We start from the raw sequence: 25,656 nt of genomic DNA, 5'->3' as shown, positions 1-25,656 counted from the left end.
AGCCTCTTGGCGCGTGACGTCCTTTCAGCAGGCGCGCATCGACCTCGGCAGCCAGCTCCGGCAGCTGCGCGAGACCGCACATCTGTCGGGGAAGGAGCTTGCCGAGAGGCTGCGCTGGCAGCCCTCCAAGGTCTCCCGGCTGGAGAACGCCCGGCAGACTCCGACCGAAGACGACGTCGTCGTGTGGGCGCAGGCCGTCCACGCGGCTCCCGAGACGACCGACACCCTGATCAGGCAGGCGATCGCGCTGCTGGAGCGGCACGACGGCTGGAAGCAACGCCACCGCAGCGGCCTGGCCGCCATCCAGGAGGACGTCCGCGACCTCGAGTCGAAGACCAAGCTCTTCAGGGTGTTCGAGCCCAACATCGTGGTCGGGCTGCTGCAGACGGCGGAGTACGCAAGGCACGTGTTCCACAAGGTGAAGCGCCTCTACAGCGCACCCGACCAGATCGACGCGGCGGTCCGCATCCGGATGCAGCGGCAGGAGATCCTCTACGACCGCAACCGCTCGTTCAGGTTCGTGGTGTACGAATCGGCCCTGCGCACCCGGCTCACCCCGATCGACGTCATGCGCGGCCAGTTCGACCGGCTGCTCGCGGTCAGCACGCTGCCCAACGTGGAGTTCGGCGTCATCCCGTTCGGCGCCGAGCTGCCGGCCTCGCCGATCAACGGCTTCTGGATCTTCAACGAGGCTCTGGTCATCGTCGGCACCATGACGAAGGATCTGATCCTGCGCGACCCCGATGACATCGCGTTCTACGCGCGGGCCTTCGACGACTACGCAAAGGCGGCACAGTTCGACGAAGCCGGACGAGATGTCATCATCCGCATTCTTGACGAATATCGGAAACAATCGTCACATTAATCCTCGCAATTGCTTGCCTGCCACCGCAAGATCGTGCAATTCTGTCGCCGAAGACGTTGCGGAGGTGACGCATGATGCTTGATACCGCGCACAGCCTCGAGCGGTTCGCGTGGTGTGCCGGCCGTCACGCTGACCTGTCGGTCCAGAACGTCGCCCTGGCCAGCGAGCCCGCCTACGTGTCGGTGCGCAACCGGTTCTCCGCCACCCTCGCCGAGAGCGTCACCTGCTCCGAGGACGGCAGCTTCGTCACCTCGTGGGGCTACCGCCTCGGCACCGTCGACGACGTCGAGGGCGCGGCCGCGCGGCTCGCCTTCCTCCTCGCCGCCCTGCCCGCCTGACGGGCCGGCACCCGCTCAGAGGTGATCTTCAGCATCGCCACGGACGTCGCGCGGGCCCCCCTCAGCGGCCCTGCGCGAAGACGCTCACCGGGATGCCGGCCTCCCGGGCCGCGGCCGTGCGGGCGTGGGCGAGCAGGCGGGTGCCCGACAGCACGTCAGGATGCAGGGTGTAGCGGATGACCAGGCCGTCGAGCATGGCGTCGATCCGCTCGGCCGCGCCCTCGGGGTCGTCGCAGGCGAACTCGCCGGAGCTCGTGCCGTCGGCCAGCACCCGGCTCAGCGCCGTCAGCCAGGTGGTCTCCAGCTCCAGCATGATCTGGTTGATCGCGGGCTCGCGCAGCGCGGTGTTCCAGGCGTCGATCCAGAGCAGCCAGCTCTGGTCGGACCTCGACTCGGGGATGTAGTAGCGCAGCACCCGGTCGAGGCGCTCGACCGCCGTGCCCGGCCCCCCGACCAGCTCGTCGAGCCTGGCGCTCTCGACGTCGAGGGAGGCCCGGAGCATGGCGGTGATCAGCTCGTCCTTGGTGGCGAAGTGGTAGTGGACGAGGCCGCCGCTGACGTTGACGGACTTGGCGATGTCGGCGATGCGCGTGTGGGCCAGACCTCGCTCCAGGACCACCCTGCGGGTGGCCTCCAGCAGCTCGGCCCTGCGCTGGTCGGCCTGCTCGGCCCGGCTCGTACTCCGCACCGGGCAAGCCTATCCGCCTTCGGCGGCGTGCTTCGCGGAGCGCCGCCAGCCGTGGTCATCAGGAAGGTCGTCAGGAAGGTCGTCGGGACGTTCTGCGGCTCGGGTGGAAGATCCACACGCGCAGCAGGAGGAAGCGGACCAGGGTGGCGCACGCGTTCGCGATGACGACCGCGACCAGTCGCACCTCATGGGAGACGTCGTCGGGCAGCAGCGCCAGCCCTCCGGTGGTGAGCGCGAGCCCGACGAGAAACGCGATGAGCCCCTCGACCTGGTGCCGCAGCGCCCCGGCCGGGCCGCTCACGCCGAAGGTGAAGCGGCGGTTCGCGGCGGTGTTGGCCACGGCAGTCACGAGCAGCGCGACGGCGTTCGCGGCGAGCACCGGCATCATCAGCCCCAGCAGCGAGAACAGCAGCAGATAGGCGACGGTGCTGACCACCCCCACGATCGCGAACCTGGGCAACTGGTGCGCCATGCCTCGCGGCAGCCGGGCCTCGCGCACCCGGGCGGGCATGGGGAGGTTGGCGGCTCCGGACAGGGTCCTGCGGGCCACCCTGGTGAGGCCGCGCAGGTCGTCCAGAGCGGTGCGCAGGATGTCGACGCGGCTGTCCGGATCGTCCACCCAGTCGACGGGCACCTCGTGGATGCGCAGCCCGTGCCGTTCGGCGAGCAGCAGTAACTCGGTGTCGAAGAACCACTGCTCGTCCTCGACGGCGGGCAGCAGCGCCTGCGCGATCTCGGTGCGCGCCGCCTTGAAGCCGCACTGCGCGTCGGAGAACCGCGCGCCCATCACGGACCGGAGCAGCAGGTTGTACGAACGGGAGATGAACTCACGCTTGGGCCCGCGCACCACCCGCGACGCCCTGGACAGCCGGGTGCCGATCGCCAGGTCGCTGTGGCCCGACAGGAGCGGCGCGACCAGCGGCAGGAACGCGTCCAGGTCCGTGGACAGGTCGACGTCCATGTAGCTGACGACGTCGGCGTCGCTGACCGACCAGACCTGGCGCAGCGCCCTGCCCCGCCCCTTGGCGTCGAGGTGGACGGCCCGCACGTTCGCCAGCTCGGCCGCCAGCTCCCCGGCTAACCGCCAGGTGTCGTCGGTGCTGGCGTTGTCGGCGATCGTGATCTGGAAGCCGTACGGGAACGTGCTGGTGAGATAGGTGTGCAGCCGCAGGACGCTCGCGCGCAGGGCCCGCTGCTCGTTGTGAACGGGGACGACCACCTCGACCAGGCGCGTCTTGACTGATGATTCCATGCCCCCAGCTCACGCCCCCGGCTTATAAGCAGACTTATCCGATTATGAGGGTGAAGTGCGATCACCGGGAAGAGTGATCGTCGCGATCACCCCGCCGTCCGGCGCGTTGGCGAGCCGTACGTCTCCCCCGGCCTCGGCCACGGCCTGCGCCACGATCGCCAGGCCGAGCCCCGACCCGGGCAGGCCGCGCGCCGACGGCGACCGCCAGAAGCGCTCGAAGACGTGCGGCAGGTCCTCCTCGGGGATGCCCGGCCCGTGGTCGCGGACGGTCAGCGTGCCGCCGTGGAGGCCCACCTCGACCTGGCCTGGACCGAACTTCCCGGCGTTGTCGATGAGGTTGAGCACCGCCCGTTCGAGAGAGGCGGCGTTGCCGACGACGTACCAGGGTTCGAGGTCGGTGGTGACCTCCGCGCCGCGCAGCCTGGCCCGGTCGACGGCGGCCCGCACCACGTCGTGCAGGGCCACCTCGACGTGCGGCTCGTGGTCGGTGTCGCCGCGGGCCAGCTGCAGCAGATCGCCGACGAGCGTGGACAGCTCGGCGAACTGCGCCTTCACGTTGACCAGCAGCCGCTCCTTGGCGCCGGGATCGAGCTGCCGGCCGGTCTGCTCGCTGCGCAGCAGCAGGTCGATGTTGGTGCGCAGGGTGGTGAGCGGGGTGCGCAGCTCGTGGCCGGCGTCGGCGACGAGCTGGTGCTGCCGGTCGCGCGACCCCGCCAGGGAGGCGGTCATGGCGTTGAACGAGGCGCTCAGCCGGGCGATCTCGTCGGTGCCCTCGACCGGGATGCGGGTGTCGAGATCCTCGGTCTGCGCGATGTGCTCGACGGCCTTGGTCAGGCGGCCCACGGGCGCCAGCCCGGCCCGCGCGACGGCCATCCCGGCCCACGCCGCTCCCAGGACACCGAGCGCGGCCACGGCGCCGAGCAGCAGCGCGACGTTGCGCAGGGTGTCCTTCAGCTGGTCGATCCGCTTGGCGTCCATGACGGCCATGCCGGGGCCGACGTTCTCGGTGAGGATCCGCATCGGCGTGCCGTCCGCGGTGGTGCCGTTGTGCAGGTGGGACCTGCCTCCCTGGGCGGCGATGCGCAGGTCGTAAGGAGTGATCGTCAGAGCCGGGCCCATGTGGCAGGTGGGCCGCCCGTCGCTGTAGATCACCTGGGTGGACTCGGGCGGCCGGTAGCGGCCCGTCGGCTGCTCCGGCGAGGTGGTGCAGTGCTTCATCAGCCAGTCGAGGTCGTTCTGCTTCTGGTACGAGTTCTGCGCCTTGGCGGGAGACGGCACGAGGGCGCGGTCCACCTGGTCGTACAGCTGCTTGCGGACGATCATGAAGCACGCGCCGGCGCTGATCGCGATGGCCAGGGCCACCGCGACCGTGACCAGGAGCGTCAGCCTGGAGCGCAGGCTGCCCCATCTCATGGCACCGCTCGCAACACGTACCCGACCCCGCGGACGGTGTGGATCAGCCGCGCCTCCCCGCCCGCCTCGGTCTTGCGCCGCAGGTACATCACGTACACGTCGAGCGAGTTGGACGTCGGCTCGAAGTCGAACCCCCAGACCTCGCCGAGGATCTGGTCGCGCGTCAGCACCTGGCGCGGATGCGCCAGGAACAGCTCCAGCAGGAGGTATTCGGTCCTGGTCAGGTCGAGCGGCCGGTCGCCCCGGGTGACCTCCCGGGTGCCCGGGTCCATGCGCAGGTCGTCGTAGGACAGCACGCTCTGCTGGGCGCCGGCGCCGAGCGCGCCCCGCCGCAGCAGCGCGCGCACCCGCGCCAGCAACTCGTCCAGCTCGAACGGCTTGACCAGGTAGTCGTCGGCCCCCGCGTCGAGGCCGGAGACCCGGTCGCCGACGGCGTCGCGGGCCGTCAGCATGAGCACCGGCACGTGGTTGCCGGTCGCGCGGAGCCGGCGACAGGCGGTCAGCCCGTCGAGCCGGGGCATCATGACGTCGAGCAGCACCGCGTCGTAGCTCTCACCGGACAGCCGCTCCAGCGCCGCCTGCCCGTCGTTGGCCGTGACGACCCGGTACCCCTCGAACTCCAGGCTCGACTGCAGAGCCTCGCGCAGCGCGGGCTCGTCGTCCACCACCAGCAACCGCGCCGACTCGCTCATGCTCACAAACCTAAGGGACCATCATGAGAACGCTATGAAGTCCTCTTGAGGTCCTCCCCCGTCACGTCAGGAGCGCCATGGCCGCGTTGTGGCCGGGGATGCCGCTGACGCCGCCGCCCCTGCGGGCGCCGGCGCCGCACAGCAGGATCCGCTCGTGCTCGGTCTCCACACCCCAGCCGCCCTCGTCCGCGTACGGCCAGCTCAGGTCACGGTGGAAGATGTGGCCGCCGGGCAGCCCGGCCTCCTCTTCGAGATCGACGGGGGTCTTGGCCTCGACGCACAGGCCGCCGCCGGGGGCCCGCAGCAGGCAGTCCTCGATGGGCTCGGCCAGCACGCGGTTGATGGAGTCCAGGGTGGCGCGCAGCGCCTCAGCCCGCGCCTTTTCCGGATTTTCCCGAAAAAGGCGGGCGGGCATGTGCAGGCCGAACAGCGTCATCGTCTCCGCCCGCCCCCGCAACTCGGGCCCGAGGATGGACGGGTCGGTCAACGAGTGGCAGTAGACCTCGGCGGGCGGCAGCTCGGGGATCCGGCCGGCGGCGGCCTGCGCGTAGGCCCGGGCCAGCTGGTCGCGGCTCTCGTTGATGTGGAAGGTCCCGCTGAACGCGGCCCTCGGGTCCACCGCCGCGTCCTTGAGCCGGGGCAGCCGGGTCAGCACCATGTTGACCTTGAGCTGCGCCCCCTCCGGCGTGCTCTCCGGCCTGCCCCGCACCCGGTCGAGCACCCGGTCGAGCACGGCGGGCGGCAGGTTGACCAGCACGTGACCGCCCGTGACCGTGTGCTCGCCGTCCTCCGTCCGGAACGTCACCTCGCCCGAGGGGGAGATGCCGACGATCTCGGCTCCGGTCCTGATCTCCGCCCCGGCCCGCCTGGCCGTGGCCTCCAGCGCCCCGGAGACGGCGCCCATGCCGCCCACCGGCACGTTCCACTCTCCGGTGCCGTCGCCGATCACGTGGTAGAGGAAGCACCGGTTGGCCAGCAGGTCCGCGGCGGGGTCGGCGAACGTGCCGATCAGCGCGTCGGTCAGCACCACGCCGCGCACCGTGTCGTCGCCGAACCGTTCGTCCACCGTCTGGCCGATGGGCCGCGCGAACAGGTCCCGCCACGCCTCGGCGCCCACCAGCCGCTCGATCTCGCCGGCGGTCCTCAGGGGTTCGAGCAGGGTGGGCGCCAGGGTCCGCGCGACCTCGCCGGCCATGGCGTAGAACTCCTGCCACGCCTTGTGGTCGGCGTCTCCCCCGGTGACCTCCCGGAACGAGGCCGCCGTACGGTCCGCGTCGCCGTTGTCGACGAGCAGGCCCGTGCCGCCCGTGGGCGTGTAGGAGGCGTAGCGGCGGCGGCGCAGCTCCAGGTCGAGGCCCAGGTCCCGAACGATCTTCGTCGGCAGCAGGCTGACCAGGTAGGAGTAGCGCGACAGCCGTACGTCCACGCCGGGAAAGGCTCGGGCGGAGATCGCCAGCCCCCCGGTGTGGTCCAGTCGCTCCAGCACCAGCACCCGCCGCCCTGCCCTGGCCAGGTAGGCGGCGGCGACCAGCCCGTTGTGCCCGCCACCGGCAACGACGATGTCATAGATCCCCATATCGGCACAATACGGTCCAGAGCGCCATGACCACAGTCCTCTACGGTCACGGAAGGTGTCCGGGTCAGGGGCGGCTGGCGATCGTGAGCAGGGTCGCGGCCGGGCCGGCGAGGAGGCGGCCCCGTCGCCACACCGCGCGCAGGTTGCGCACGAGGTTGAGCCCCGCCAGCGGCACCTCCACCAGCCGCCCGGTGGCCAGCTCGGCCTCGACCGCGTAACCGCTGAGCACGGCGGGCGCCGACCCCGCCTGCGCCGCCCCCTTGACCGCCGCGTTGGACCCCAGCTCCAGGCGCGGGCTGGCCTGGCGCAACTCCCTGAACGCCACGTCGAGCGTCTCCCGCGTGCCCGACCCCGGCTCGCGGACGACGAGCGGGGTGGCGGCCAGCTCGGGCCCCCTGAGCACGGTACGGCGACGCGTCCAGGGATGACCGGGCGCCACCACGACCACCAGCCGGTCGGTGCCCACCACCCGTCCGGCGAGCCCGTCGGGCACGGTCGGCCCCTCGACGAAGCCCAGCTCGACCTCCTCGGCCAGCACCCGGCCGGCCACGTCGGCGGAGTTGACCACGTCCAGCCCCACCTGCACGTCGGGGTCGCGGTCCTGCAACTCCCCCAGCCAGCGCGGCATCAGGTATTCGGCCACCGTCATGCTCGACGCCACCCGCAGGTGGGCGGCCCCGCTGTGCCGTACGGCCTGCGCGGCGCGCGTGAGCTCCCGGGCCGCGGCCAGCACCCGGGTGGCCCAGCCGGCCACCATCCGGCCCTCGGCGGTGAGCGTGGAGCCGCGAGGTGTCCGTTCCAGCAGCGGAAGGCCGAGCCGGCGCTCCAGCAGGGCGAGCCGTTTGCTGGCCGACGGCTGCGTGATGCCCGACGCCCTGGCCGCCCGCCCCAGGCTGCCCAGCTCGCCCACGTCGACCAGGAGCTGGAGCGAGTCCAGGTCGGGCAGTGCACTCATAGCCTCAGGCTATGACCTGCCAGGCAACCCACGGCTACCGGGACCGGCGGGGCCTCAGAAGACTCGGGGCATGCCCTTCGCCGATCGTCTGCCCGGTGTCGCCGCGGCCCTGGCGGCGGTGGTCTTCGCCCTGGCCGCCCACCACTTCGTGCCCGCGTTCAGCCCGGCGATGGTCGCCGTCGTCACCGGCGCGGTCGTGGCCAACGTGTGGGGGATCGGCGAGCGGCTGCTGCCCGGCCTGCGGTTCGTGGCCAGGCGGGTGCTGCGGGTCGCGATCGTGCTGCTCGGGCTGCAGATCGCGGTGCCGCAGCTGCTCGCGCTGGGCTGGCAGGCACCCGCGATCATCGTGGTCGCGACCGGCGTCACGTTCACCCTCACCCCGCTCGCCGGTCGCCGCCTCGGCCTGCCGCCCGGCACGTCGCTGCTGGTCGCCGCCGGGGTGTCCATCTGCGGCGCCGCGGCCGTCGCCGCCATGCGCCAGAGCACCGACGCCACGGACGACGACGCGGCCGCCGCGCTCAGCGTCGTCGTCCTCTACGGCAGCGCCGCCATCCTCGTGGTCCCCCTGGCGGCGACGTGGCTCGGACTGTCCGGTCCGCAGCTGGGAGTCTGGACGGGCGCGGCGGTCCACGAGGTCGCCCAGGTGGCGGCGATCGGCTCGGCCACCGGCGTCCTCGCCACGGCGGTCACCGTCAAGCTCGGCCGCGTCGTGCTGCTGGCCCCGATCATCGCCCTGACGACCGCGCGGCGGCGATACGCCGAGACCATCGCCGTCGGCCGCGGTGCCCGCGCCGACGCCGGCACCGCGCGCGGGGCTCACCCCACGAAATCCGCCGGCGCGCCGGTGGTCCCGTTGTTCGTGGCAGGGTTCCTGGCGATGGTCGCGCTTCGCGGCACCGGCCTGGTGCCGTCACAGGTCACGGCGGTGGCGCCGGAGGTGACCGGCATCCTGATGGCCGCCGCCATGTTCGCCCTGGGCACCGGGATCGACGTCCGTACGCTGGTCAGGGCCGGCCGGGTGCTGGCGCTCGGCGCGCTCGCCACCGGATGCGTCGCGGCCGTCTCGCTGGCGGGTGTCTTGATCCTGGCCTGACATCCTCACCCGCAGGAGGGGATGATCGGACAGACAGCCTTATCAGGCACACAGCGTGCCCGATTTCGCACAAAATCCGTGAAATACACTTAGGCACGCTATTTATCTGGATTCACACCGGATCACATGAGGAGCACCGGACCCACATGCGCGACACCGCAGACCCCATACTCCAGCAGTCCGACGAGGTCGCCGAGGCCCTGGCCGCGGGCGCGCCGGTGGTGGCGCTGGAGTCCACGATCATCTCCCACGGCCTGCCGCAGCCTCGCAATCTGGAGGTCGCCAGGGAGCTGGAGGGGATCGTCCGGGAGGCGGGCGCCGTGCCCGCCACGATCGCGGTGCTCGACGGCGTCGCCCGCGTCGGGCTGGACGAGGCCGAGCTGGAGCGCGTCGCGACCGAGCCTGGGCTGCGCAAGCTGGGCCAGCGCGACCTGCCGGTGGCGGCGGCCCTGAAGGCGAGCGGCGCGACGACCGTCTCGGCGACCTCGTTCCTGGCCGCCCGCGCCGGCATCCGGATCTTCGCCACGGGCGGGCTCGGCGGCGTCCACCGCGGCTGGACCCAGGATCAGGACGAGTCGGCCGACCTCGACACCCTGGCCCGCACCCGGATCACCGTGGTGTGCGCCGGTGTCAAGTCGATCCTCGACGTGCCCGCGACGCTGCAGCGCCTGGAGACCCGTGGCGTGACCGTGGCGGGCTACCGTACGGACACGTTCCCGGGCTTCTACCTGCACTCCTCCGGCGAGCCGATCGACTGGCGGATCGAGTCGCCCGAGCAGGCCGCGGCGATCATGCGCGGCCAGGACTCGTTCGGCGGCCAGGAGAGCGCGCTGATCGTGGCCAACCCCGTCCCGGTGGACCGGCAGCTCGACCCCGTCCTGCACGACCGCGTGCTGGCCGAGGCACTCGCCGCGGCCGAGCGCGAGGGCGTCACCGGGCAGGCGATCACCCCGTTCCTGCTCGGCTACCTGGTGCGCGGCACGGGCGGAGCCTCGCTGGAGGCCAACCTGGCGGCGGTCCGCGGCAACACGGCCCTGGCGGCGCTGATCGCGCTCCGCTGGGCAGAGCGGTGACCGGCGGGGGTCTGCTCGTCATCGGCGACGTCATCACCGATGTGGTGGCGATCCACGGCGCGCCGGTGCTGGCGGGCACCGACACCGCCGCGGACATCGCGCTCCGGCCGGGCGGCTCGGGCGCCAACACCGCCGCCTGGGCCGCCCACCTGGGCGCCGACGTGCGACTGCTGGCCAGACTCGGCTACGACAGCAGCGAGTGGCACACGACGGAGCTGGTCCGAACGGGAGTCCGGCCGCACGTCAGGGTGGACCCCGCCCATCCCACGGCCGTGGTCATCGCGATGGTCGACGGGTCGGGCGAACGCTCCATGCTCACCAACCGCGGCGCGGGCGGCCGCATCTCCGTCGACGACTGGGATCCGTCCCTGCTCGACGGGGTGGGCCGGCTGCACCTGTCGGGCTACCTCCTCTTCGCCGAGCCGGGGCTGGAGCTGGCCAGGCTGGCCAGCTCCGAGGCGGCGGCCGCGGGTGCCCGCATCAGCGTCGACCCGGCCTCCACCGGCCCGCTGCGCGAGTTCGGCGTGGACCGGTTCCTGCGCGAGACCGCCGCCGCCGACCTGATCATCCCCAACCTCGACGAGGCCCTCCTGCTCACCGGCGCCCCGTCACCGGAGCGCGCCGCCGAGCTCCTCAGCGACAGGTACGGCACCGCCGTCGTGAAGCTGGGATCCAAAGGCGCCGCGGTGGCGACAGGAGGGCGAATCCTCGCTACTGCCGAAGCGTCGCCCGCCAAGGTCGTAGACTCGACCGGAGCCGGAGACGCGTTCGCAGCCGGATATCTCACAGCTTTTCTCAAGGGCGCCGACGAAGCGGCAGCTCTGCAGGCGGGTTGTCAGGCGGGTGCCACTTGTGTGGCCCTGGTGGGCGGTCGGCCGCGATACGGTTTGGAAGTGAACCGTCTTTACCCTATTCACACCGATTGATAGCTTGCCGCGTAGGCTGCACCATTAGCCACATGCGTGTTTCCTAGCAACGCGGCTCACTCTGGGGAGGATAAGGTCCGCCGATGGACGTCGAGTCATCGATCTGCCTGAGCGACCTGGTCCCTGCCCTGCGCTGGAGCCGTCCCCAGCAGGTCGCGGAGGCCCTGGGCGATCCGCGGCTGCCGACCGGCTGGTGGTCGTCGCTCGCGCTGTCGCGGGCCCTCGGCACGGCCGGGCTCGACTGGATCTGCGAGCGGCTGGCCCGCCTGGCCGCCTCCCGCTGGGACCACCTGCCCCTCGCCGACCTCCTGCCCGCGCTCACCGTTCACCAGGTCGACCCGGCGATGCCCGGCTGGCCCGAGGCCACCCGCACGGCGGTCACCGGCCTGGGCGGCTGGCATCGGCTGCGCCGCCTGACCCCCGGCGACCTGGTCATGCCTTCGGCCACGGCCGAGGTGGTGATCGGCTCGGTGTTCCGCGAGGTGCTCGGCCAGCTCCAGCTCGACGCGTCCCGCCCCGCCGCCGTCTCGCCCGTATCCACGGGACACCCGGAGGCCACCCGCCCCCTGCTCCCGCGCGGCACCGTTCCCGGGCAGCGTGAGGGAGCCGCCGTCCAGGGCACGACGGGCCCGGCCCAACCCGAAGCCACTCCCCAGACCGGCTCCTTCTCCGGCCAGCCCGGCGCCGCCTCTCCAGCGGCCGGGCTCCCGGCCCGGGGCGTCCCTCAGTCCGGTTCGTTCACCGCCCAGCCGTCAAGCGGCGGCTATCCCGCGCAGCCCGAGGGCGCACCCCGCACCGGCGGTTATCCCGGCCGACCCGACGCCCCGTCCCGAGCCGGCGGACACGCCGCCCAGGCTGCCCAGCCCGACGGCGGCCCGCAGACCGGCGGCTTCCCCGCCCTGCCGGGCTCCGCGTCCCAGACCGGCGGCTTCCCCGCCCAGCCCGGCTCCCCATCCCAGACCGGCGGCTTCCCCGCTGTGCCCGGCTCCGCGTCCCAGACCGGCGCCACCGCCCAGCCCGGATCCACGCCACAGACCGGGGGCTATCCGGCGCGACCAGGCGCGACCCCCCAGACCGGCGGCTTCCCCTCCCAGCCGGCCTCGGGCCCGCGAACCGGCGGCTATGCGGCCCAGCCCGGCTCCGACTCACAGAGCGGATCGGCGCCGTCAACCGGATCCGGCGCGCGGAGCGACTCCGCCTCCCAGACCGGCGGCCTCCCCGCCCAGCCCGGCTCGGCACCCCAGACCGGCGGCTTCCCGGCCCAACCCGGCTCCACATCCCAAACCGGCGGCTTCCCGGCCCAACCCGGCCCCGCCCCCCAGACCGGCGGCTTCCGGGCACAGGGGGAAGGAGGGGCCGCACGCCAGACCGGATCCTTCCCCGCCCAGTCCAACGGCCTCCCGCAGCGTCCGACCGGCGACCGCCAGAAGGCCGACCCGCTGGCCGGCATGCCCAACGGGCTGTCCGGCGCGCCCCACACGGGCCCGCTGCCGAGCGTGAGCGGTGCCGGCGCCTACGGCGGCACCACCGAGCAGGCCGCCACGCCCCCGCTGTCCGACACGGACCACGCGATGGTCCGGGTCGTCGACAGCCTCTTCCGCAGCCTGGACAAACTCGAGCTCGCCGTCGCCGTGCACCGGCTGTTCGCCGAGGACCCGATCAGCCTGCGCACGCTGGCGCACAAGATGCTCGTCGATCGCGACGTGCTCTCCCAGGCCCAGCGCACGGCGGAGGAGCGCGTGCTGCACTGGCTGCGTTCGTCGGAGTCGGCTCCGGTGACCGGGCACATGTTCCGGCTGACGGAGTGGCTGGGCGCCGCCGCCACGGAGGAGCAACTGATCGGCGCCGACCCGGCGCACCCGGTGATGGTGCCGTCGCTGCGCACCCCACTGTGGCGGGTGCTCGTCACGCTCATGCCCGACCGCCGCCTGCAGGACGGCTGGCTGGTCATCGGCGACCTGCAGCGGCTGCAGGCCCGCACCCGGCAGCTTCTCGCGACCCGCACCTCCGACGTCGACGTGGTGGAGGTGCTGAGCGAGCTCGGCATCCGCGCCCACTCGGCCAAGGCGTGGCTCGACGCCCTGCCGCCGGAGTCCGCGGCGCACCCCACGGCCTCCTCCCAGGCTCCGGCCCAGCCGCTGCCGCGCCGCACTCCCGGCGCCAACGGCCACCACCACCGCGGCGGACAGCCCATCCCCGCGGCCCCGGCGGGGTCGATCGACCCGTCGGCGGCGCTGGCCACGCTGTCGGCCCTGTCGGGCGGGCGCTCGCCGATCCTTCCCAGCCTCGCCGGCGCCCCGTCCACCCCGCCGCCTCCGCTGCCGAGCCCGTCGTCCGACCCGCGCCGCTGGCAGCGCATAGAGGTCACGCCCGAGCATCTGCGGGGCGGCCCGGTGCCGGTGCCGGAGGGCTACGCCACCCAGCTCGGCATGCGCCCGGGCACCCTGTTGTCGGTGACGGGCCCCGGAGACAACGCGATCGTCCTGGTCTGGCAGGGGCACCAGCCGGTCTTCGACTCGCTGCAACCGGTGCTGATGCGCCTCAACGCCCGCCCCGGCGACCAGGTGTACGTGACGGTCGACGGCTATCGGCTGGAGGCGCAGCTCACGGGCTGACCTCAGGCGAGCCCGTCGAGGTCCTCGAACAGGCGCAGGCGGTGCGCCGTGGCGGCGGCCTCGCCGCGTGAGGCGACGCCGAGCTTGGCCAGGATGTTGGACACGTGCACGCTGACGGTCTTGACCGCGATGAACAGCTGACCGGCGATCTCCCGGTTGCTGTGCCCGGCCGCCACGTGGCGCAGCACCTCCAGCTCACGCGCGGTCAGCCCCAGCGGCGGGCCGTCGGTCGGGGCCCCCTCGGCGAGGGCGATGCGGGCGCGCCGGGCGATGCCGTCGAGCTCGGCCAGCAGGGGCGCGGCGCCGAGTCGTTCGGCGAACTCGCGGGCCCGGGTCAGCCGGCTGGCGGCCTGCTGCCGATCTCCGCACGCCAGCGCCGCCTGGGCGGCACCGGCCAGCGCGCGAGCCTCCGCGTACGGCTGGCGCAGCGCCGCCCAGGCGGCCACGGCCTCGTCCAGGGTCTTGAGCCGGTCGGCGGCCTCGTCGCCGCCGGACTCCGGGCCGGCCACGGCGGCGAAGGTCAGGCGCTGGGCCTGCTGGAGATCACCGTCCACGCCGAGCCGCCCGGCCAGCGACCGCAGCTGGGCGAGCAGCGGCCCGCCGAACTGGGCGAACGTCACCAGCAGCGGCCACGAGTAACGCGGGCTGGCCACCAGGTCCTGCTCGCGCAGGGTGCGCACGGCCAGCTCGCCCGCGTCGTCGGCCCGGCCGCCCGCCAGCAGCAGCTCGAACTCCCTGCGCACGTGCGGCAGCACGCTCTGGTCGCGGAACGCGCCACGCGACAGGACGGCGCGCGACTTGGCCCACAAGCGCTCGGCCGACTCGATCTGGCCGCGGGCCAGCGCGAGGTCGCCGGCCAGCCCCTGCAGGCTCGCCTGGATCGGCGGCGGCGGCACGAGGTCGAGTGCGTGGTCGACGACCTCCAGCGCCTCGTCCCAGCGTCCGAGCGACACCAGGGGCTCGGCCAGGTTGATCGCCAGGAACGCGCCCGAGGTGCGGGCCAAACCGTGTCGCTCGGCCTCGGCGATGCCCTCGCGGGCCACCCGGGCCGCCTGTTCGTGGCGGCCGGCGCCCTCCAGCGCGTCGGACTCGGAGATCGCGCACCGCATCAGCGCGTTGTAGGAGCCGGACGTGGTCGCGATGCGCCGCGCCTCGGCGAACGCCTCGACCTGCCGGTCGATCTCGGCGTAACGGTAGCGTCCCCAGGCCAGCGTGATCAGCGCGTTGGCCTCGACCGGGGCGTCACCGGCCGTGTGGGCGAGCTCGGCGGCGTGGCCCGCCGCCTGGAGCTTCTCCGGCCGGTCGCCGGGCGCGTGCAACATCCGGGCGAGGCTCTCCAGCACCTGGGCGCGGAGCCTGACGGGGGCTCCGTCGGGCAGCAGGGCGGCGGCCTCGCGCAGGTCGTCGATATAGCCGGGCCGGCTCAGGTCGTAGCGGACGAGCCCGCGCTGGCGCAGCAGCCGGGCGGTCCTGATGGGGTCGGCGGCGCGGTCGACCTCGGCCAGGGCGGCGCCGGCGAGGGTCAGGCCACGCTCGAACTCGCCGGCGAGGTGGGCGACGGTGATCGCCTGGCGAAGCACGCCGACGTGGTCGATCCCGATGCGCTGCTCGGCGTCGGGCACCTGCCGCCACAGCTCCAGCACCCGGGACAGCATCCGGAGCTGCTCGCCGTAGGCTGTGGACCTGCGCGCGGCGGCGGCGGCGTGCCAGGCGCTGACCAGGGCCCAGTCGGCGTCGCGGGCAGCGTGCCAGTGGTGGGCCAGCTCGATCGCGCCGCGCGGCGCGGGCAGCACGGACAGGTCGCGCTCCAGCGCCTGGGCGAAGCGGGTGTGCAGGCGGATGTGCTCGCCCGGCAGCAGGTCGTCGTGCAGCGCCTCACGGATCAGGGCGTGGCGGAAGGAGTAGCCCTCGCCGTCGACCACCAGCACGTTGCCCGCCACCGCGGGCCGCAGCGCGCGAGAGAGCGCGGCCTCGTCGAGGCCGGCCACGCCGGACAACAGGTCGTGCTCGATGTGCTGGCCACCGGCGCTGGCCACCCGCATCAGCTCCTGGGTCTCCTCGGGCAGTCGCTCGACGCCGGCGAGCAGCAGGTCGCGTAGCGACTCGGGCAGTGACTCGTCGCCGCCGGCCTCGCTGAGCAGGGCCTCGACGAACAGCGGGTTGCCCTCGCTGCGCGCGTAGATGAGGTCGATGGCGGACGTCGACGGCTCTCGCTCCAGGATGCTCGCCGCCTGGGCGACGACCTCCCGGCGGGTGAGCCTGCGCAGCTCCAGCCTGGTCACCCAGGCGACGCGGCTCAGCTCGGCCAGCAGCGGGCGGAGCGGGTGGGTGCGGTGCAGCTCGTCGGACCGGTAGGTGACGGCGATCAGCAGGGCGGCGTCGGAGCGCTGGTAGCGCACCAGGAACGTGAGCAGGTCGCGGGTGGACCGGTCGGCCCAGTGGGCGTCCTCGACGACCAGGACCACCGGCCGGTCCTCGGCCAGCCGCTCCAGCAGGCCCAGCACCTGCTCGAACAGCCGGGCACGGGCATCGGAGCCGTCGCGGTCGGGCTCGCCGAACTCCGGCAGCAGCCGGGCCAGGCCGCGGGTGTCGCCGCCGGGCACCAGCGCGGCGACGCCGTCTGCGCCCAGCTCGCGCACGAGGCCGCGCAACACGGCGGAGAAGGGCGCGAACGGCAGCCCCTCGGTGCCGAGCTCGAGACAGCCGCCGGACAGGACCAGGGCGTCACCGGCGAGCGAGCCGAACTCCCTGATCAGGCGGGTCTTGCCGACGCCCGCCTCGCCTCCGATGAGCACGGTGGAGGATGCTCCCGCGCGGGCGGCGGCCAGGGCGTCGACGAGCGCGGCGAGCTCGTCGGACCGGCCGACGAACAGGGGGCTCACCGGGTGGATGGTCACGCCCCAAGGATGCCACCCCGGCGCCAAGGGACGCGGCGCGCCCCTTAGCGCAGGACCTTGCGGAAGAACGTGGCCGACGCCTCGTAGCCGAGCGCGTGGTAGAACTCCGGCGCCCGCCGGGTGGCCATCGCGACGTAGCCGGCCTCGCGCGAGCGGGCCCACTTCTCGAACTCCTCCAGCAGCGACCGGCCGATCCCCTGCCTGCGCGACCCGGTCCGCACCATGGCCTCCTCCACCCAGGCGACCGGGCCGTTGGCGAACAGCGTCAGATGCACGAATCCGAGCAGGTAGCCGGTGACCTGGCCGCCGACCACGGCCGTGAGCAGCAGGGCGTCGTCGTTGCGGAGCAGCTGGGGCAGCGCCCGGTCGAACGCCTCGCGCTCGGGGCTGAAGGTCAGCCCGAACTCCCTGGCCAGAGCGAACACCTCGTCCGCGTCGGCCTGCTCGGCCCTTCTGATGAGAAGGTCGTCACACGTCATGACCTGTGACCCTGAATCGTGCTTCATGCCCTGTCCAATCCGGCTCAGCTCGTCAGCGCCTTGACCGCCTCTTTCACGATCTCCTCCGCGCCCTTCATGAGCACGTCCTCGGGCACCGGCCTGGTGTCGCCACCACGGGCCAGGATCTCGCCGCCCTCGTTGTCGGTGCCGTGGTAGCGGACGTTGATCGTGGTGTTGCCCAGGACGACGTACGTCCAGACGTTCGTGGTGCCCTTGAGGTTGCCCGTGTACATGGCGTGCGCCTCGTCGCCGACGCCCTCGAACGTCCTCATCTCACCGTACGTGCTCAGATACTGCAGGCCGGGGTTCTCCTCCTTGGTGCCGGCCATGTCGCGCATCGAGCGGAAGTTGGACTCGGCGTCCTCCCTGGCGTCGTCGACCGTGGGCCAGACGTTGACGGCCAGGGAGATGCTGCGCCATTCGAGGTAGCCGTTCTTGATGTTCTTGCCTTGCGGGGTCCATTCGCAGCCCTTGCGGAGGGCGCCGTAGCCGTCCTTCTGGACGCCCGGAGCCGACTCGGACTTGGGCGCGAGCCGGGTGGTCAGGCTCGCCGGGAGCAGATCGCACACTTCGGGCACGGCTTTCAGCGCCGGGAAGGTCGAGGTGGCCGCCGGGGTCTCGGAGCCGGCCGACGTGGGCTGCTCGGAGGCGGTGGGCGGGCCGTCTGACGGCAGTTCGCTGGGCAGCATGGACGGCAGGTCCACCGTGGGCGGTGGCGTGGACAGCGCGACCGGCGGGGTGCCCTGACCGGCGTCGCGCACCGCGATGAGCCCGCCGCCGAGCACCGCCACCGCAGCGGCGCCCGCCAGGATCCCCTTGGCCCACCCCGGCGCCTTCGACGTCGCGGGACGCTCACCCCCGGCGTCCGGCCAGTAGGAGGCGGGAGGGACCGGCGGTGCCTGCGGAGCTCCTATCATGGCCACCCCCCTATGTTCGGTTATGGCAAATGAGATGCCTGTTTCAGGTGTCAAGCACCGAAATATAGCGAACTTGGAGCAACAAACACTATGGTCTCCTGCGTGCCTGGACAGGGGGATTCGAAAATCGCAGGCCGCTACCGAGTGTTACGCGCGCTCGGCCAGGGAGGCATGGGGACGATCTGGCTGGCTCACGACGAGCTGCTGGATCGCCAGGTGGCCATCAAGGAAGTGCTGCTACCCCAGTCTCTGGACGAGGCCGGGCGGGCCGAGGCGCTCCAGCGTGCCATGCGCGAGGCGATGGCCGCCGCCCAGCTGCGCCATCCCGGGATCATCACGATCCACGACGTGCTGCAGCAGGACGGCAGGCCGTGGATCGTCATGGAGCTGCTCAGGGGCCGCGACCTCAAGGAGGCCGTGGCCGCCGAGGGGCCCTGGGCGCCCGAGCGCGTCGCGGAGCTCGGTGTGCGGGTCCTGGAGGCGCTCTCGGTCGCGCACGCGCGCGGCATCCAGCACCGTGACGTCAAACCGGCCAACGTGTACCTGAGCGACGACGGCCGCGTCATCCTCACCGACTTCGGCATCGCCCGCCTGGAGGACCAGGCGACGATCACGGAGTCGGGCCTGCTGATCGGCTCGCCCGGGTTCATCGCGCCCGAACGGCTGCGCGGCGAACGCGGCGGGCCCGAGTCCGATCTGTGGTCCCTGGCGGCCACGCTCTACGCCGCCGTCGAGGGCCAGGCGCCCTACACCGGCACCTCTCCCCTGTCGGTGCTGCGTGACGCGCTCACCCTGCCGCCGAGGCCACCGCAGCGGGCCGGGCATCTCGGCCCCGTGCTGATGGCGATGATGGCCCGCGAGCCGTACCAGAGGCCGGACCCGCAGGCCGCGGAGCAGATGCTGCGGCGCGTCGCGGAGGGCGGGCAGGCGCTGGCCCCGCTCGCGCCCGCCAGGCGGACCGGCCGGGCACCGATCCTGGCCGGCGCGTTGGTGGTCGTGGCCGCTGCGGCGGCCGTCGCGTTCGTCGCCCTGCGGCCGGACGAGCAGCCACCGGCGCCCCGGCAGGCGTCCACACCGGCCGCGGCCCCGACGACCGCCCCGACGAGCGCCCCGACGAGCGCGCCGACCCCGGCGGAGACGACCGCGGCACCCACGCCGGAACCCGAGAAGACCGCCAGGTTCACCGCGGCGGTCAACCTCTGCACCCTGCTCACGACCCGCCAGGCCGGGCGGTTCGTCCCGGGCACGGGCGAGGGCAAGAGAGGCGCTGACTCCTGCGAGTGGACGACCCGCGGCAAGGGACTCCAGGTCAGGGTGCTGTCCAACAGCCAGCTCCCCGACCAGTGGAGCGGGGCCGTCGAGGACGCCGAGGAGCAGTACGCCAACTCCCGCAACAGCCGCGGCAGGGAGGGCTCCAGGATCACCTGGAGCTGGCCGGAGATCGGTCTGGCCAAACCCATCACGCAGCCCCGCCGCAACGTACAAGATCTGAAGGGGATCGGCGACGAGGCGTTCAGTTACGAACTCGTCAACCCCGACGGGCATCCCGAGCACATCACGCTGGTCTTCCGGCTGAGCAACATCAACGTCGAGGTCAGCCACGTCAACGCCGACAAGATCGGCAAGGTCGCCGCACTGCGCGCGGCGACGCGCGACGCCGCGCGGCGACTCGCCAAAGCACTAGACGGCCAGGAGTGAGGCAATGAACCAACCACGACTCGTGGGCGGCCGCTACGAGCTGCTCGACCAACTGGGCCGGGGCGGCATGGGCATCGTCTGGCGTGCGCGTGACGTCACCATCGGCCGGGAGGTGGCCGTCAAGCAGGTGCTGCTCCCGACCGGCCTCTCCCCCGACGACCAGGCCGCGCTGCGCCATCGCCTGCTCCACGAGGCTCGCACGGCGGCCGGGATCCGCCATCCCGCCGTGGTCGCCGTGCACGACGTGGTCGAGGACGGCGGTGAGCCGTGGATCGTGATGGAGCTCGTCCGTGGCCGGTCGCTCGACCAGGTCGTCAAGACGGGCGGGCCGATGTCGCCGGCGTGGGCGGCCTCGGTGGGGCTCTTCGTGCTGTCGGCGCTGGCCTCCGCCCACGCGCGGGGGTTGCTGCATCGCGACGTCAAACCGGGCAACGTGCTGCTCGCCGACGACGGGCGCGTCCTGCTGTCCGACTTCGGCATCGCCGCCCCCGCCGGCACGGCCCAGCAGGGCGCCGCGCCGGTGGGCACGGCCGGGTTCGCCGCGCCGGAGTGCCTGACGGACGGCGTCGTGCCCGGCCCTCCGTCCGACCTGTTCTCGCTCGGGGCGACGATCTACGCGGCGGTCGAGGGGGCGCAGCCGTTCCAGCGCAACACCGCGATGGCCACGCTGGGCGCGGTGATGACCGAGCCGCCCGCGCCGCCGCGACGGGCGGGCGCGCTCGCCCCGTTGCTGATGGCCCTGCTCGCGAAGGACCCGGTGCACCGGCCCGACGCGCGCACGGTCCGCCGGCTGCTGGAGAAGGCGACCGGGCAGCCGGTGGCCACCGTGAGTTCGCCCGCGGCCGCGTGGGTGGTGCCGCGCGCGGCCGCGTTCGGCTCGGCCGCCGCCGTGGTGGTGGCGTTCGTGGCCGCCGTCACGCTCATCCTGACCACGTCGTCGTCCGCCACCCGGGCGGAGCCGAAGCCGACGGTGGCGGCACCGACGGCGAGCCCGCGAACCGGCGACCCGACCGGCGCCCCCACCGGCGCCCCCACCGGCGACCCGACCGGTGCCGTCACCACCGAGTCACCCGCTCCCAGTGCCTCCCCGGCCGCCACGCTGCCGCCCGGCAAGTTCTCCAAGATGCCGCGGCCCTGCGTGCTGCTCAGCAGGCAGCAGGCCACCCAGCTGGTCGGCCCGTACATCACCTCGTCGCTCGATCCGTCCTTCAAGTGCACCTGGGGCACCACCGGGCTGCCCGCGAAGGGCAAGGAGCTGGGTCTCTACCTCACGCTCTGGCTCTATCCGCAGCAGGGCGACGGCTACGAGAGCACCCTGGCCCACGAGCACGTGGCCGGGGCCAGGAAGGCCGCGGAGGAAAAGGCGGGCAGGGGCGGCTCCGGCGAGACGCAGGGCGAGGTCTTCGAGATCTCCGGCGCCGGGGACGAGGCGATCGCCTACGAGGTGACCAAGACCCGGTTCGGCAGGGGCAAGGAGTTCGAGGTCCAGGTGATGTTCCGCACCGGCAACATGGTGGGCGAGTTCCGCTTCACCCGCGACGTGGCCAAGGACCCCGCCCTGCGGGACAAGGCCGCCCAGGCCGCCAAGTGGCTCGTGGCCGGCCTCGACGCCAAGGCCTCCTGACGCCATGAGGATGATCGCCGGACGCTACCGGCTGCTCGCGCCGCTCGGCGCGGGCGGCGCGGGCACGGTGTGGCGGGCTCGCGACGAGCTGCTGCACCGTGAGGTCGCGGTCAAGGAGGTACGCCTGCCGCCGGGCGAGGACCGGGGTCAGGCGCTGGTCGACACGCTGCGCGAGGCCCGCGCGGCGGCGTCGCTCAGCCATCCCTCGATCATCACCGTGCACGACGTGATCTCCGAGGACGGGCAGCCGTGGATCATCATGGACCTGCTCGCCGGCCGCTCGCTGGGCGACCTGGTCAAGGCACAGGGCCCGCTGCCGGTCGGCCAGGTGGCCACGGTGGGCCTGCGGGTGCTCGACGCGCTGGAGGCCGCGCACCGCCGGGGCATCCTGCACCGGGACGTCAAACCGGGCAACATCATGATCACCGACGCCGGTGAGGTGGTGCTGACCGACTTCGGCATCGCCGCGCACACCGCCGACATACCCGCCGCCCACGCGGCCTCCGGGCATGTCCCCGGGTCTCCCGGCTACGTCGCGCCCGAGCATCTGCGGGCCGAGCCGGCCGGCCCGGCCGCCGACCTGTGGTCGCTGGCCGCGGCCCTCTACCTGGCCGCCGAGGGCAGGCAGCCGTTCGACCGCGACTCGACGATGGCGGTCATCGCGGCCGTGCTCACCCAGCCACCGCCGCCACCGGTCAACGCGGGCCCGCTCAGCGGGCTGCTGCTGGCCATGCTCGACAAGAACCCGGCCGCCCGGCCGCACCCGCACGCGGTCGCGGCGCACCTGCGGACGCTGGCCACGCCGCTGCCCGGCCGCCCCCGCGAGGCAGCCGCTGTCACGGTTCCGGTGCGGGCCCGCCCGCGACGTACCGGCCTGCTGTTCGGCGGCCTGGCAGCCGGGACGGCGGCCACGGTCACGGCGCTCGTCCTGCTCAGCGGCACCGGATCGCCCTCCGCCAGGACGGCCACCACCACAACCACCACGCCCCCCTCCCCCGCCAGCGTGTCGGCCTGGCCGGCCACCCCGCCGCCGGCCACCGCCACGGCCTCCCCGTCGCCGTCCGCCAGGGGCGACGGCAGGTTCGCCGAGCCGCCCAGGGCCTGCAAGCTGCTCACCGAGGACCAGGCCGAGGACATCCTCCCCGGCTCCCGCTCCCGCCAGCCCCGCATGTACGACGAGAGCGAGTGCTACTGGTCCGTCGGCTCGCTCGGCCTGCTCGAGAGCACCTCGATCACCCTCAAGGTCAAACGCGCCGACGAGGTCGCGGCGGCCAGGCGGACGTTCGCCCAGACGGTGAAGTCCCGCGACGCGGCCGCCGGCAGCGCGCAGACCGTGACGGTCGGCCGCACCAGGCGCGTGTCCGCGGGCGACGAGGCCGCCGCCCAGGACAAGGAGGCGGGCATCACCACGACCTCGACCACCACCGTCTGGATGCGCGTCAGCAACGTGATCGTCCAGATCGAGGTCAGCCATCCCAAGCGTACGAAGGTGACCGAGGAACTCCGCGACACCGCAGTCACGACCGCCCGCGCGGTGGCCGACACCCTTCAGAAGGCGCGATGAACCCCAATCAGCCAGACCAGTTCCCGACCGTGGCCGTGCAGCGCACCGCCCCCACCCAGCAGTCCCGGCCGGGGCTGCGGGTGACGCCCGTCATCCTGGGCACGGCCATGACCGTCGTCGTGCTCATGCTGTTCACCGTCGTGTTCCTGCTCACCCGCGAGCCCGAGCCGGCTCGCTCGGCCACTCCGGCCGCGACGCCGCCGTCACAGGCGGCGACGGCCGCGCCCGAGCCGTCGCCGCGCGAGCAGTCCCCGACGAGCGAACCCGCCCCGACCGGCCCGGCCACGATCACGAAGGAGGCCGACCCGTGCGCGCTGGCCGACGAGGACCTGGTCAAGAAACTCACGCTTTATCCCGACGACAAGTCGCAGATCCGGGCGGACGAGTGCGAATGGTCCACGCTGCCCCGGGGAGCCTCCCTGCCGGACAACATGTCGTTCCAGCTCAGGGTGTACGTGAAGGTCTTCCCGGGCGATGTGGCGGCGGCGCATGAACAGCACGTGGCGCAGCGGCGGGAGGCCATGCTGCTGGCCCGCGACTCCACCCCCGCCGACCCGCCCGTCGGCGACTCCTCCTGGACCACCCGTTTCACCATGCCCGGCGGCACCGGCAACGGCCCGACCACCGCGACCGTCGGCGTACGGGTCAGCAACGCCGTGATCCAGGTGGTCTACCAGCGGCGTGTCCCCGAGGACCCGTCCGACAGGCTCACCAAGGGCGCGCTGGAGATGGCCACGGCGATCGCCGCCAAGCTCGGCACCGGTGACTGACGGTCGCCGTCAGATCGTCAGCCTCAGTGCCGGGAGGACGGGCCGAAGAAGTCCCGCGCGGCGTACGCGCCTCGCCGGTCGCGTCGGACCCCGAAGATGATGGAAGGATCCGATCATGACCTCAGAGACGATCAACGCGGCGGCTGCGGGCACCTGGGAGCTCGGCGACCTGACCGTCAACCGGATCGGCTTCGGCGCGATGCGCCTGACCGGCAGCGCCGCCTTCGACCTCGGCACGCCGAGCGATCGCGATCGGTCGATCAGGGTGCTGCGGCGCGCGATCGAGCTCGGCGTCAACCACATCGACACCGCCGCGTTCTACTTCTCCCGGCTGCGTTCCGCGAACGAGCTGATCAATCGCGCGCTGGCTCCGTACCCGGACGATCTGGTCATCGCCACCAAGGTCGGCCCGAGCCGGGATCCTTCGGGGGCCTGGCTGCCCTGGGCCGCGCCGGAGCAGCTGCGCGGCCAGGTCGAGGAGAACCTGCGTCAACTCGGTCGTGACCACCTCGACGTGGTGAACCTGCGCCTCAGCGGTCCCGGCCCGATCGCCGAGCATTTCGGCGCGCTGGCCGACCTGCGCGAGGCCGGGCTGATCCGGCATCTGGGCATCTCCAACGCCGGCCAGGAGCAGCTCGCGGAGGCGCGGGCCATCGCGCCGGTGGTCTGCGTGCAGAACCGGTACGGCCTCGACTCCCGCAGCGCCGACGATGACGCGTTCCTGCGAGCCTGCGGCGAGCAGGGCATCGCGTTCGTGCCCTTCTTCGCGATCGCCGGCGCGGGAGGCCCGGCGGGCGCCGGCGGCGGCGACAGTCCGGAGGTTCTCGCCGTCGCCCGCGCCCACGGCGTCACGCCGGCGCAGGTCCGGCTGGCGTGGACGCTGCGGCGCGGGCCGCACGTGCTGGCCATCCCGGGCACTGGCAACCCGGATCACCTGGTCGCCAACGTGGCCGCCGGTGCGCTGCGGCTCACGGAGGACGAACTGGCCCGTCTCGAGTCGCCTCAGCCGGGCGGAGCCGCGGACTGACCGCACCTCCTCGCGGCGCGGGTCAGAGGTCGCCGAGGCCGAGCTGACGGGCGATGAGCATGCGCTGGACCTCGCTGGTGCCCTCGCCGATCTCAAGGATCTTGGCGTCGCGGTAGAAGCGGCCGACCGGGAACTCGTTCATGAAGCCGTAGCCGCCGAAGATCTGCGTGGCGTCGCGGGAGTTGTCCATGGCCGCGTTGGACGAGACCAGCTTGGCGATCGCCGCCTCCTTCTTGAACGGCACCCCGGCCAGCATCTTCGCCGCCGCGTGGTAGTAGGCCAGGCGGGCGGTGTGGGCGCGGGCCTCCATGTCGGCGATCTTGAACTGGATGGCCTGGTAGTGGCCGATCGGGTGGCCGAACGCCTTCCTGTCCCTGACGTAGCGCAGGCACTCGTCGACGCAGCCCTGCGCGAGCCCGACGCCGACGGCCGCGATGGCGACGCGGCCCTCGTCGAGGGTGCGCAGGAACTGCGCGTAGCCCCGGCCGCGCTCGCCGAGCAGGTTGGCGGCGGGCACGCGGCAGTCGGAGAACGACAGCTCACGGGTGTCGGAGGCGTTCCAGCCGACCTTGGAGTACTTCTTCGACACGGTGAACCCCGGAGTGCCGCTCGGCACGAGGATCGTGGAGATCTCCCGCTCGCCGGTGAGGGCGGCGACGGCCACGAGGCCGGTGATGTCGGTGCCGGAGTTGGTGATGAACGCCTTCGTACCGTTGATCACCCATTCGCCGCCGTCCAGCACGGCCGTGGTGCGCATGCCGCCCGGCACGTCGGAGCCGCCGCCGGGCTCGGTCAGTCCGAACGCGCCGAGCATCTCGCCCGAGGTCAGCCGGGGCAGCCACTCCGCGCGCTGGGCCGGCGTGCCGTAGCGGTAGATGGGCATCGCGCCCAGCGACACCGCGGCCTCCACGGTGATCGACACGCTGGAGTCGACGCGGGCCAGCTCCTCCAGGGCCAGGCAGAGGGCGAAGGAGTCGCCGCCCATCCCGCCGTACTCCTCGGGGATGGGCAGCCCGAACAGGCCCATCGCGCCCATCTGCCGCACGATGTCGTACGGGAACTCCTCGCGCTCGTAGTAGTCGCCGATCACCGGGGCGACGACGTCACGGGCGAACGCCTCGACGGTCTTGCGCAGCTCTTCGTACTCGCTGCTGAGCTCGCTGGTGAACATGG

The 25,656-nt window shown here is 72.9% G+C and carries 21 protein-coding genes; 11 read left to right on the top strand and 10 right to left on the bottom strand.

Going from position 1 to position 25,656, the window contains the following annotated elements:
- Positions 1-13 precede the first annotated feature (13 nt).
- On the top strand, positions 14-865 hold the full coding sequence (locus IEY82_RS26790; RefSeq protein WP_189126998.1) for a helix-turn-helix domain-containing protein: 852 nt from the start codon (positions 14-16) through the stop codon (positions 863-865).
- Between the two features lie 71 nt (positions 866-936).
- Entirely contained in the window at positions 937-1,203 is a 267-nt protein-coding gene (locus tag IEY82_RS26785; RefSeq protein WP_189126997.1) for a hypothetical protein, read from the top strand.
- Positions 1,204-1,264: 61 nt separating this feature from the next.
- On the opposite strand, the gene IEY82_RS26780 is transcribed toward IEY82_RS26785, so the two are convergent.
- The 6 genes from IEY82_RS26780 to IEY82_RS26755 all read right to left on the bottom strand — a co-directional run bounded on the left by IEY82_RS26780 (position 1,265) and on the right by IEY82_RS26755 (position 7,779).
- Positions 1,265-1,891: a TetR/AcrR family transcriptional regulator gene (locus IEY82_RS26780; protein ID WP_189126996.1), complete on the bottom strand. Its 627-nt coding sequence runs from the start codon at positions 1,889-1,891 to the stop codon at positions 1,265-1,267.
- Positions 1,892-1,961: 70 nt separating this feature from the next.
- The gene (locus IEY82_RS26775) at positions 1,962-3,143 is read right to left on the bottom strand and encodes a bifunctional glycosyltransferase family 2/GtrA family protein (RefSeq protein WP_189126995.1); all 1,182 of its coding nucleotides are present in this window, start codon (positions 3,141-3,143) and stop codon (positions 1,962-1,964) included.
- Positions 3,144-3,185: 42 nt separating this feature from the next.
- Entirely contained in the window at positions 3,186-4,556 is a 1,371-nt protein-coding gene (locus IEY82_RS26770; protein ID WP_189126994.1) for a sensor histidine kinase, read from the bottom strand.
- Entirely contained in the window at positions 4,553-5,248 is a 696-nt protein-coding gene (locus IEY82_RS26765; protein ID WP_189126993.1) for a response regulator transcription factor, read from the bottom strand. Before IEY82_RS26765 ends, IEY82_RS26770 begins: the two co-directional genes overlap by 4 nt.
- A gap of 61 nt (positions 5,249-5,309) precedes the next feature.
- A complete protein-coding gene (locus IEY82_RS26760; RefSeq protein WP_189126992.1) occupies positions 5,310-6,824 on the bottom strand; it encodes a phytoene desaturase family protein in 1,515 nt (504 codons plus the stop codon).
- 64 nt (positions 6,825-6,888) lie between these two features.
- Positions 6,889-7,779, bottom strand: a complete 891-nt coding sequence (locus IEY82_RS26755) for a LysR family transcriptional regulator (protein ID WP_189126991.1) — start codon at positions 7,777-7,779, stop codon at positions 6,889-6,891.
- Between the two features lie 70 nt (positions 7,780-7,849).
- Here IEY82_RS26755 and IEY82_RS26750 point away from each other — a divergent pair, with 70 nt between their 5' ends.
- The 4 genes from IEY82_RS26750 to IEY82_RS26735 all read left to right on the top strand — a co-directional run bounded on the left by IEY82_RS26750 (position 7,850) and on the right by IEY82_RS26735 (position 13,486).
- Positions 7,850-8,872: a YeiH family protein gene (locus IEY82_RS26750; protein ID WP_189126990.1), complete on the top strand. Its 1,023-nt coding sequence runs from the start codon at positions 7,850-7,852 to the stop codon at positions 8,870-8,872.
- Positions 8,873-9,018: 146 nt separating this feature from the next.
- A complete protein-coding gene (locus tag IEY82_RS26745; protein ID WP_189126989.1) occupies positions 9,019-9,945 on the top strand; it encodes a pseudouridine-5'-phosphate glycosidase in 927 nt (308 codons plus the stop codon).
- Positions 9,942-10,871: a carbohydrate kinase family protein gene (locus tag IEY82_RS26740; protein ID WP_189126988.1), complete on the top strand. Its 930-nt coding sequence runs from the start codon at positions 9,942-9,944 to the stop codon at positions 10,869-10,871. The genes IEY82_RS26745 and IEY82_RS26740 overlap by 4 nt, the downstream gene beginning before the upstream one ends.
- Before the next feature lie 83 nt (positions 10,872-10,954).
- The gene (locus IEY82_RS26735; protein ID WP_189126987.1) at positions 10,955-13,486 is read left to right on the top strand and encodes a hypothetical protein; all 2,532 of its coding nucleotides are present in this window, start codon (positions 10,955-10,957) and stop codon (positions 13,484-13,486) included.
- A gap of 2 nt (positions 13,487-13,488) precedes the next feature.
- Here the strand turns inward: IEY82_RS26735 and IEY82_RS40190 are convergent, their stop codons facing one another.
- Genes IEY82_RS40190 through IEY82_RS26720 form a run of 3 tightly spaced genes read right to left on the bottom strand, consistent with a single transcriptional unit; the run spans position 13,489 to position 17,806 of the window.
- Entirely contained in the window at positions 13,489-16,383 is a 2,895-nt protein-coding gene (locus IEY82_RS40190; RefSeq protein ID WP_189126986.1) for a helix-turn-helix transcriptional regulator, read from the bottom strand.
- A gap of 44 nt (positions 16,384-16,427) precedes the next feature.
- On the bottom strand, positions 16,428-16,889 hold the full coding sequence (locus tag IEY82_RS26725) for a GNAT family N-acetyltransferase (protein WP_225263813.1): 462 nt from the start codon (positions 16,887-16,889) through the stop codon (positions 16,428-16,430).
- Between the two features lie 17 nt (positions 16,890-16,906).
- Positions 16,907-17,806, bottom strand: a complete 900-nt coding sequence (locus tag IEY82_RS26720; protein WP_189126985.1) for a hypothetical protein — start codon at positions 17,804-17,806, stop codon at positions 16,907-16,909.
- A gap of 84 nt (positions 17,807-17,890) precedes the next feature.
- Between IEY82_RS26720 and IEY82_RS26715 the strand changes: the two genes are divergently transcribed.
- From IEY82_RS26715 to IEY82_RS26695, 5 genes are all read left to right on the top strand, one after another.
- Entirely contained in the window at positions 17,891-19,498 is a 1,608-nt protein-coding gene (locus tag IEY82_RS26715; RefSeq protein ID WP_225263815.1) for a serine/threonine-protein kinase, read from the top strand.
- Between the two features lie 4 nt (positions 19,499-19,502).
- Entirely contained in the window at positions 19,503-21,122 is a 1,620-nt protein-coding gene (locus IEY82_RS26710) for a protein kinase domain-containing protein (RefSeq protein ID WP_189126983.1), read from the top strand.
- Between the two features lie 4 nt (positions 21,123-21,126).
- Positions 21,127-22,686, top strand: a complete 1,560-nt coding sequence (locus tag IEY82_RS26705; RefSeq protein ID WP_189126982.1) for a serine/threonine-protein kinase — start codon at positions 21,127-21,129, stop codon at positions 22,684-22,686.
- On the top strand, positions 22,683-23,456 hold the full coding sequence (locus tag IEY82_RS26700; protein ID WP_189126981.1) for a hypothetical protein: 774 nt from the start codon (positions 22,683-22,685) through the stop codon (positions 23,454-23,456). Before IEY82_RS26705 ends, IEY82_RS26700 begins: the two co-directional genes overlap by 4 nt.
- A 115-nt stretch (positions 23,457-23,571) precedes the next feature.
- The gene (locus IEY82_RS26695; protein ID WP_189126980.1) at positions 23,572-24,483 is read left to right on the top strand and encodes an oxidoreductase; all 912 of its coding nucleotides are present in this window, start codon (positions 23,572-23,574) and stop codon (positions 24,481-24,483) included.
- 22 nt (positions 24,484-24,505) lie between these two features.
- Here IEY82_RS26695 and IEY82_RS26690 read toward each other — a convergent pair whose 3' ends face one another.
- A complete protein-coding gene (locus IEY82_RS26690) occupies positions 24,506-25,654 on the bottom strand; it encodes an acyl-CoA dehydrogenase family protein (protein WP_189126979.1) in 1,149 nt (382 codons plus the stop codon).
- Positions 25,655-25,656: the final 2 nt, after the last annotated feature.

This window comes from Nonomuraea cavernae, assembly GCF_014646355.1.
Lineage (GTDB): Bacteria > Actinomycetota > Actinomycetes > Streptosporangiales > Streptosporangiaceae > Nonomuraea > Nonomuraea cavernae.
Note: the sequence above shows the minus strand (reverse complement) of the source record. Positions and strands in the feature narration are given on the sequence as shown.

Bases quoted from the DNA above. Each gene is read 5' to 3' on its own strand.
- IEY82_RS26785 (WP_189126997.1), top strand. From the start codon at position 937: ATGATGCTTGATACCGCGCACAGCCTCGAGCGGTTCGCGTGGTGTGCC.
- IEY82_RS26775 (WP_189126995.1), bottom strand. From the start codon at position 3,143: ATGGAATCATCAGTCAAGACGCGCCTGGTCGAGGTGGTCGTCCCCGTT.
- IEY82_RS26770 (WP_189126994.1), bottom strand. From the start codon at position 4,556: ATGAGATGGGGCAGCCTGCGCTCCAGGCTGACGCTCCTGGTCACGGTC.
- IEY82_RS26765 (WP_189126993.1), bottom strand. From the start codon at position 5,248: ATGAGCGAGTCGGCGCGGTTGCTGGTGGTGGACGACGAGCCCGCGCTG.
- IEY82_RS26760 (WP_189126992.1), bottom strand. From the start codon at position 6,824: ATGGGGATCTATGACATCGTCGTTGCCGGTGGCGGGCACAACGGGCTG.
- IEY82_RS26755 (WP_189126991.1), bottom strand. From the start codon at position 7,779: ATGAGTGCACTGCCCGACCTGGACTCGCTCCAGCTCCTGGTCGACGTG.
- IEY82_RS26750 (WP_189126990.1), top strand. From the start codon at position 7,850: ATGCCCTTCGCCGATCGTCTGCCCGGTGTCGCCGCGGCCCTGGCGGCG.
- IEY82_RS26745 (WP_189126989.1), top strand. From the start codon at position 9,019: ATGCGCGACACCGCAGACCCCATACTCCAGCAGTCCGACGAGGTCGCC.
- IEY82_RS26735 (WP_189126987.1), top strand. From the start codon at position 10,955: ATGGACGTCGAGTCATCGATCTGCCTGAGCGACCTGGTCCCTGCCCTG.
- IEY82_RS26725 (WP_225263813.1), bottom strand. From the start codon at position 16,889: ATGAAGCACGATTCAGGGTCACAGGTCATGACGTGTGACGACCTTCTC.
- IEY82_RS26715 (WP_225263815.1), top strand. From the start codon at position 17,891: ATGGTCTCCTGCGTGCCTGGACAGGGGGATTCGAAAATCGCAGGCCGC.
- IEY82_RS26710 (WP_189126983.1), top strand. From the start codon at position 19,503: ATGAACCAACCACGACTCGTGGGCGGCCGCTACGAGCTGCTCGACCAA.
- IEY82_RS26705 (WP_189126982.1), top strand. From the start codon at position 21,127: ATGAGGATGATCGCCGGACGCTACCGGCTGCTCGCGCCGCTCGGCGCG.
- IEY82_RS26700 (WP_189126981.1), top strand. From the start codon at position 22,683: ATGAACCCCAATCAGCCAGACCAGTTCCCGACCGTGGCCGTGCAGCGC.
- IEY82_RS26695 (WP_189126980.1), top strand. From the start codon at position 23,572: ATGACCTCAGAGACGATCAACGCGGCGGCTGCGGGCACCTGGGAGCTC.
- IEY82_RS26690 (WP_189126979.1), bottom strand. From the start codon at position 25,654: ATGTTCACCAGCGAGCTCAGCAGCGAGTACGAAGAGCTGCGCAAGACC.